At 61.8% G+C, this 7360-nt stretch carries 9 protein-coding genes; 4 read left to right on the forward strand and 5 right to left on the reverse strand.

The genetic code is table 11. The annotated features are described in order from the left end of the window. The 4 genes from EN964_RS18575 to EN964_RS18590 form a co-directional block, all read left to right on the forward strand. Nucleotides 1-688 (forward strand): substrate-binding domain-containing protein (locus EN964_RS18575; protein WP_127276607.1); only part of this gene is annotated, 688 nt, incomplete at its 5' end. A 142-nt stretch (nucleotides 689-830) separates the two neighbouring features. Further along, complete coding sequence (locus EN964_RS18580) at nucleotides 831-2183, forward strand: sugar ABC transporter permease (RefSeq protein WP_127267718.1); 1353 nt, start codon at nucleotides 831-833, stop codon at nucleotides 2181-2183. Between the two features lie 11 nt (nucleotides 2184-2194). Then, nucleotides 2195-2995 (forward strand): ATP-binding cassette domain-containing protein, encoded by an 801-nt coding sequence (locus EN964_RS18585; RefSeq protein ID WP_127267717.1) that lies wholly within the window; start codon nucleotides 2195-2197, stop codon nucleotides 2993-2995. Nucleotides 2996-3122: 127 nt separating this feature from the next. Then, nucleotides 3123-4751, forward strand: a complete 1629-nt coding sequence (locus EN964_RS18590) for a CHASE domain-containing protein (RefSeq protein ID WP_127267716.1) — start codon at nucleotides 3123-3125, stop codon at nucleotides 4749-4751. Between the two features lie 96 nt (nucleotides 4752-4847). Here the strand turns inward: EN964_RS18590 and EN964_RS18595 are convergent, their stop codons facing one another. The 5 genes from EN964_RS18595 to EN964_RS18615 all read right to left on the reverse strand — a co-directional run bounded on the left by EN964_RS18595 (nucleotide 4848) and on the right by EN964_RS18615 (nucleotide 7307). Beyond that, the gene (locus EN964_RS18595; protein WP_023810994.1) at nucleotides 4848-5093 is read right to left on the reverse strand and encodes a YMGG-like glycine zipper-containing protein; all 246 of its coding nucleotides are present in this window, start codon (nucleotides 5091-5093) and stop codon (nucleotides 4848-4850) included. A gap of 83 nt (nucleotides 5094-5176) precedes the next feature. Further along, nucleotides 5177-5503 carry a hypothetical protein gene (locus EN964_RS18600; RefSeq protein ID WP_127267715.1) on the reverse strand — a complete coding sequence of 109 codons (327 nt, stop codon included), beginning with the start codon at nucleotides 5501-5503 and terminating at the stop codon, nucleotides 5177-5179. A gap of 115 nt (nucleotides 5504-5618) precedes the next feature. Then, complete coding sequence (locus EN964_RS38660; RefSeq protein ID WP_236383520.1) at nucleotides 5619-5933, reverse strand: hypothetical protein; 315 nt, start codon at nucleotides 5931-5933, stop codon at nucleotides 5619-5621. Next, entirely contained in the window at nucleotides 5930-6961 is a 1032-nt protein-coding gene (locus tag EN964_RS18610; RefSeq protein ID WP_164748875.1) for a sensor histidine kinase, read from the reverse strand. Before EN964_RS18610 ends, EN964_RS38660 begins: the two co-directional genes overlap by 4 nt. A gap of 178 nt (nucleotides 6962-7139) precedes the next feature. Continuing rightward, complete coding sequence (locus EN964_RS18615; protein ID WP_013529282.1) at nucleotides 7140-7307, reverse strand: DUF1328 domain-containing protein; 168 nt, start codon at nucleotides 7305-7307, stop codon at nucleotides 7140-7142. Nucleotides 7308-7360 lie beyond the last annotated feature (53 nt).

A 7360-nucleotide genomic window follows, 5' to 3' on the forward strand; every position in this document is an offset into this window, starting at 1 on the left:
GAACAAGGACGTCTTCTATCTGACCTTCGACAACAAGGAAGTCGGCCGCATGCAGGCCCGCGAAGTGTTCAAGGTCAAGCCGGAAGGCAACTACGTCTTCATCAAGGGCTCCGGTGCCGATCCCAATGCCGACTTCCTGTTCTCGGGCTCGATGGAAGTGCTCAAGGAAGCCATCGACAGCGGCAAGATCAAGAATGTCGGCGAAGCCTACACGGATGGCTGGCTGCCCGCCAACGCCCAGAAGAACATGGAGCAGTTCCTGACCGCCAACGACAACAAGGTCGACGCGGTGGTCGCGGCCAATGACGGCACTGCCGGTGGCGTCGTCGCGGCGCTGACGGCTCAAGGCTTGGCCGGCACCGTGCCGGTCTCGGGTCAGGACGGCGACCACGCCGCGCTGAACCGCATCGCCCTCGGCACGCAAACCGTGTCGGTGTGGAAGGACGCGCGGGAGCTCGGCAAGAATGCCGCCGAGATCGCCTCGCAACTGGCCGACGGCAAGAAGACGAGCGACATCGCCGGCGCCAAGGACTTCACGACGCCGGGCGGCAACACCGTCAAGTCGCTGTTCCTGACCCCGGTTGCCATCACCAAGGACAATCTCAACGTCGTCATCGACGCCGGCTGGATCAAGAAGGACGAAGTCTGCGCGGGTGTCGCCGCCGGCACCGTGGCGGCCTGCAACTGATCCGTACCACTTTGCAATATCTGAACGCCGCGGCCCAAAAGCCGCGGCGTTTTCTCAAAGAATTCTGTTTCCGCATCATGCGGATAGCTTCTAGGCTGGGCTCCGGCATGCGCGTCAGACGGCCAGCCGGTGGGAGGAAACCATGACCGATACGACGTCAAACCCGCAGACCGATACGGCGCGCGCGTCGGAACTCGGCGCCGTCGCCCGGTTCCTGAAGGCGACCGAGATCGACACCCGCATGCTCGGCATGATCGGCGCGCTGCTGGTTATCTGGATTGGGCTGCATGTCATTTCCAGCCTGCGCCTTGGCGTCAATCCGCTCGATTTCGACAGCCGCACCTTTCTCACGCCGCGCAATCTGTGGAACCTGTCGGTGCAGACATCCGCGGTTGCCATCATGGCCTGCGGCATGGTGCTGGTCATCGTCATGCGCAACATCGACCTGTCGGTCGGTTCCGCCGAGGGCCTGATCGGCATGGTGATGGGATTTGCCCAGGTGCATTTCCTGGTGCGCTTTGTCGGGCTCGAACTCGGCAACCCGTGGATCTGGGTCCTGGCACTGGTCATCGGCCTGGCGCTCGGCCTGTTGATCGGCGCTTTTCAAGGCTTCGTCATCGCCTATCTCGAAGTGCCCGCCTTTATCGTGACGCTGGGCGGCCTGCTGGTCTGGCGCGGTGCCGCCTGGTGGGTCACTTCAGGCCAGACCGTGGCGCCGCTTAACGCCACTTTTCAGCTGATGGGCGGTGGGCCGGCGGGATCGATCGGCGCGACCTGGAGCTGGGTCGTTGGGATCGTCGCCTGCCTCGCCGTGGTGTTTGGGCTGTTCAACGGGCGGGTGCAGCGCAAGCGTTTCCGGTTTCCGCTACGTCCGATCTGGGCCGAGGCGCTGCTTGGAGTCGTCACCTGCGGCGCCATCATGGGTGCGGTCTGGCTCGCCAACTCCTACCCCTGGCCGATCGGCATCGTGAACAGATATGCGGCCGCCAACAACATCACCGTTCCCGAAGGCGGCCTGTTCATCGCCCACGGTATCGCGATACCGGTGCTGATGGCTGTCGCCGTCGGGCTGGTCATGACCTTCATCACCAACCGCACCCGTTTCGGCCGCTATGTGTTCGCCATCGGCGGCAATCCCGAGGCGGCCAATCTCGCCGGCATCAACACGCGATGGATCACCATGAAGGTGTTCATGATCATGGGCGTGCTGGCCACGATTGCCGCGGCGATCTCCTCGGCCCGGCAGAATTCGGCCACCAACGTGCTTGGAACGCTCGACGAACTGCTCGTCATTGCAGCCGCCGTGATCGGCGGCACGTCGCTTGCCGGCGGATCGGGAACGATCATCGGCGCCATGCTGGGCGCCCTGCTGATGCAGTCGCTGCAGTCCGGCATGGTGCTGCTCGGCGTCGACTCGCCGCTGCAGAGCATCGTCGTCGGGGCCGTACTGGTCATCGCCGTGTGGCTCGACACCGTCTATCGCAAGCGCGTCTAGGAGGGCATGCCATGAATGACAAGACTGCTCCTGCAGCCACCGCGCTGATCGACATGAGGAACATCTCGATCGCGTTTGGCGGCATCCGCGCCGTCGACGACGCCTCGATCGATCTTTTCCCCGGCGAGGTCGTGGCGCTGCTCGGCCACAATGGCGCCGGCAAGTCGACATTGATCAAGATCCTGTCCGGCGCCTACAAGCGCGATTCGGGCCAGATCTTCGTCAACGGCGAGGAGGCATCGATCTCCAATCCACGCGACGCCAAGAAATACGGCATCGAGACGATCTACCAGACGCTGGCGTTGGCCGACAATGTCGACGCCGCCGCCAATCTGTTCCTCGGCCGCGAGCTGATGACCGCCTGGGGTACGCTCGACGACGTTGCCATGGAGGCCGAGGCGCGCAAGGTGATGGGCCGGCTCAATCCCCGCTTCCAGCGCTTCAAGGAGCCGGTGATCAAGCTGTCGGGCGGCCAGCGGCAATCGGTGGCGATCGCGCGTGCGATCCTGTTCAACGCCCGCATCCTGATCATGGACGAGCCGACGGCGGCGCTTGGTCCGCAGGAAACGGCGCAGGTCGGCGAACTGGTCAAGCAGCTCAAGTCCGATGGCATCGGCATCTTCCTGATCAGCCACGACATCCACGATGTGTTCGAGCTTGCCGACCGGGTCTGCGTCATGAAGAACGGTCAGGTCGTTGGCACCGCCCGCACCACCGATGTCACCCAGGACGAGGTGCTGGGGATGATCATTCTTGGCAAATGCCCGCCGGGCGCCATTCCAGGACCGGGTGCGCTGAAGATCGCAGCCTGAGATCAAGCCAGCTCGCCGTTGCCGGACACGTGATATGCCAGCCGTAAGGATGGCTTGGCCGTGGCATTGTGTTGGCACGGCGACTTGCCCATAAAGGTCCGATATCGCTCAGGGACCGCACGATCCGTTGAAGAAGCTTTTCCCGATCATCGCCTTTATCGCCGTCGCACTAATCAGCATGGTGATGGCAGGTTTCGCCTATTTCGCCACACAGGAAGCCGCGCGCATCAAGTTCGAGGCGACTGCCGACGACGCGCTCAACCGGATCGAGAGCCGCATCGACCTGCATCTGTCGCTGCTGCGCTCGACGCAGGCCCTGTTCGACGCCCGCAATGGCGATATTTCTCGCAATGAGTTCAAGGCGTTCTTCAACGCGCTCGATGTCGACAAGAATTTCGCCGGCTTGCGCGGCATCGGTTTCCTCAGGCTGGCAAAGACGGGCGACAAGGCGACGGTCGAACGCGATATGCTGCACGATTATGGCGTCAGTCATCCAATCTACCCGGATACCACGCAACCCTGGCGTACCCCTATCGTGCTGTTCGAACCGCTGGATCCATCCAACCAAGCCGCCATCGGCTACGACATGTTCAGCGAACCGATGCGGCGTGTGGCGATCGAAAAGGCGATGTCCGACGACCAGCAGCACGCCAGCGGGTTGGTGCAACTGGGCCAGGACACGGGCGCCTCGCAGACGTTCACCGGCTTCTTCGTTTTCGTGCGGCTCAATGTCGAAACCGCTCCCGACGTCATCAATGCTTCGAGATCCTCGACATCAGGTTTTCTCTATGCGGCCTTCCGGGCTCGCGATCTGTTCCAGACCGCGCTCAGCCGGTCGCCGCTACTGCCGGTCAACACCGAAATCTATGACGGCGATGGTGCCGTGAGCGGCGACAATCTGCTGTTCCGGTCGGAGACGCCGCCGGCTTCGACTTTCGGGGACAGGCTGCTGGTCACCCGAAAGATCATCGTCGCCGGACGGCCATGGACTGTCCTGTTCCGGCCGACAAGCGCCTTCTCGCAGCCGTCGTCGCGCGCCATTCCGGTGATGCTGGGGCTATTCGGCCTGCTGTTGGCGGGCGCCATCGCGCTGGTGGCGCGATATCAGGAGCGGGCCTATGAGGCAGCGTCGCGGTTGCACGAAACCACGGAAAAGAGCCTGATCGAAAAAGACCTGATGCTGCAGGAGATGAAGCATCGCATCAAGAATTCGATCACCAGGGTGCTGGCGATCGCGCGCCAGACGGCATCGCGGGCTACCGACGTCAACGAGTTTTCCGCATCTTTCTCGGCCAGGCTGCAGGCGATGGCAGCGTCCCAGGACATGCTGACGCGCTCTCGCTGGCAGAAGGCCGATCTTGGCGATCTCTTGCGCATCGAACTCGGCCAGGTGTTCGGCAAGGAGTTGCCCGAGGGGCTGCTGTCAGGGCCGCAAGTGCTGCTTGACGAAACCACGACGCAAGCGCTCGGCCTGACCTTCCACGAACTGGCGACGAATGCGCTGAAATACGGCGAAGCCGGCAATTCCGTGGGGGCACTGAAAGTGGATTGGTCTCTGGAGGGGCGTGGGCGCGACAGGACGCTGGCCCTCAACTGGCGCGAAAACGGGCAGAAGAAACTCGAAGCTCCCGCCGAAACCGGCTTCGGCACCAAGCTGATCGATCTCAACGTGACGCGCGAATTACGCGGTACGATCAAGCGCGACTACCAGGCCAATGGGCTGAACGTGGAAATCAAAATTCCACTCGCCAATTGAGCGCGACCTTCTCCCGAAAAGGATCAAGCGTCCGGACATGAAAAATCCGAAGGCCAGCAGACCAGCCTCCGGATCGACGTTTCGATTATCGCCGAATTAGTTGCAGCGAGCCGTGTAGATCCGGCCGCGATGATCGCGATATTGGCAATAGCCGTTGCGCAGATTGCGCACCAGCAGGCCGGAACCGGCGCCAACGGCCGCGCCGATCAGCGCGCCCTTGCCGCCGCCGACCAAGCCGCCGACACCGGCGCCGATCAAGCCGCCGCCAACCACGTCCTGTTCGGTCGAGGTGCAGCCGCTGACGGCAACCACCGCAACCAGGGCAATAATCATCTTCCGCATAGAGTCACTCCTCACTTTTTGTCCTCACTTGGTAAAGCTCCAGCTGCCATTTAGCATGAAATGACGGCCTTTGCTGCTGCAATCTATTGTTGGTGAAGATAGTCTTTTTCTGGGCCTGCCGCGTTCGACGCCATTACCAGGCTGGAAATTGCCAATGAAGCGTCAAGCGTACCATCGGCGCGCACGTTCCAGACGATCTGATCATAGTCGTCTTCAAGCACCGGATCGACGGCAAGACATTTGGCGACGATGTGATCAGCCTGCCCTTGCACGTCGCCCAAGACGAATGGGCGCTCGGCCACACATTGCTCGGCGGTCGCGAAAATGCTGACGGGCACCTGGAGTTCACGGCAGTCGGCCATCGTGTTCGAGCAACCGATGACCAGCAGCAATGCAGCGATATGTTCCATGGCGGGAAAGTCCTCTCGCCATAGTAACGGTCTACATCAGCCAAAGTTCCTGGCGCGCTGGCAGGGAAATAAGACGGCGACAATTGATTCTGTCGCCGGCCGAAACGAGCTGGCCTCAATAGACCAGCTGGTACAGGGCGACCACCACGATCACCGCCACCAAGGCCAACGCAACAAGGCGCAAGGCTCCGTTGGGGACAGGGGCCAGCGGTGGCGCGGATGACTCGGAGTCCTCAAACTCGCCCATGGAAATCCGGGCGGCCTGCTCCAGTCTGTTCATATCGGCAACCGTCAAGGCATTCCCTCCCGCACCATGCTGCAAATCCTGCTGCGGAAATGTTCGGTGATGCAACAGGTTCCAGCGGTATCTGGGAAAAACAGCATCTGCTTTTATGGTGAACAGCTGGTTAAGAAAGCTCGGGTCGCTCAATCCGTCTCGAAATTGCCGTGTGGAACGACAAGGCGGTACTCGAGACGGCCAGCCGCGATTTCGAGCGTCGCCGTTCCGTTCAGTGACGCCGGCACGACCCGTTCGAGTGCGACGCTGCCGAAGCGCTTCTCGCTACGCCTGACATCACTGGCTCCGATTGCCTCGGCCCATGTCAGCGACAGGGAGGTTCCCGTGTCGGCGGCGGTCAGGTTGGCTGTAACATTGACGAATCCATCGGGCCGCGACAGGGCGCCATAGCTCACCGAATTGACGGCGAGTTCATGCATCGCAAGGCCGATATGCAGGGCAGCGTTGGGATTGAGATAGGGGTTGGCCCCCTGAAACCTCAGGCTGCGAACCGGATCGCCGCCGTAGCGGCCCACTTGGCCCGATACGAGTTCGCGAAGTGCGGCGCCCCGCCAGTTGGAAGAGGTCACGAGATCCTGGGACGAAGCCAGCGATTGCAGCCGGCCGCGAAAACGTGTCAGGAAATCGCCGATGCTGTCGGAGTAGCGACCGGTCTGGGTGGCTATGCTCTGGATGATCGCCAGCAGGTTTTTCGAGCGATGGCTCACCTCCCGCAACAGCGTCGTCAGGGTCTGCTCACGGCGCTTCTGCTCGGTCGTCTCGACCATCGTGGTGACGACGCCTTGCACCGTGCCGCCGTCGCCGTGGTCGGCATCGATCCAGACCTCAAACCAGCGGCTGCCATCCTCGACGGGAACGCTGATCTCGAGACGTTGGGGGTTGCCGGATGCAATGACGTCGCGCTTGGCCGCGCCGATGCGGTCGGCCTGCGCCTCCGGCAAAATACCGATGCTGTCGGCGGTGTCCGAAACCCAGGGCGCACGCATGTTGCGCGCCCATACGGTTTTCATCTCGCGATCCTGGTAGAGAACGGAAATGCCGGCATTGTGCAACGCGTGAAGAAGGGCGCGGCCGAGCTGCATGCCGCTTTCGGCAGGATGGAGGGCGATGACTTCATCGCTTTGCACGTCGTCCTTCCTGTTTCCGGTCCTGGAACCCATCGGCCAAACTGTCCACCCAATTCAGGCTGAACGGCTCACCGGTGAATGGGTTCCAAAGAGGTTTCCCGAACCCGCCGCCAAAAAACGGTCCGCCGGACGGCGTCCTTTGAAGGACACCGCCCGGCGGTGGCTGGAAACCGTTTGAGGGGTGCGGCTTCCAGTGTTCGGCCGTCCGTCTTTACGAAGCCCTTTTGAACAGGCCCGCAAGAAGCGAAATGACCAGGAAAGCGAGGAAGATGAAAAACAATATCTGCGCTATGCCGGCAGATGTACCGGCGATGCCGCCGAAACCAAGCGCGCCGGCGATGATCGCAACGACGAGAAATACGAGCGCCCAGTAAAGCATGATGCATCTCCTTCGAATGATGCGATAAAAACGTGGGTGGTTGCAGTTTGTTC

The organism is Mesorhizobium sp. M7A.F.Ca.CA.001.10.2.1, from assembly GCF_003998575.1.
Lineage (GTDB): Bacteria > Pseudomonadota > Alphaproteobacteria > Rhizobiales > Rhizobiaceae > Mesorhizobium.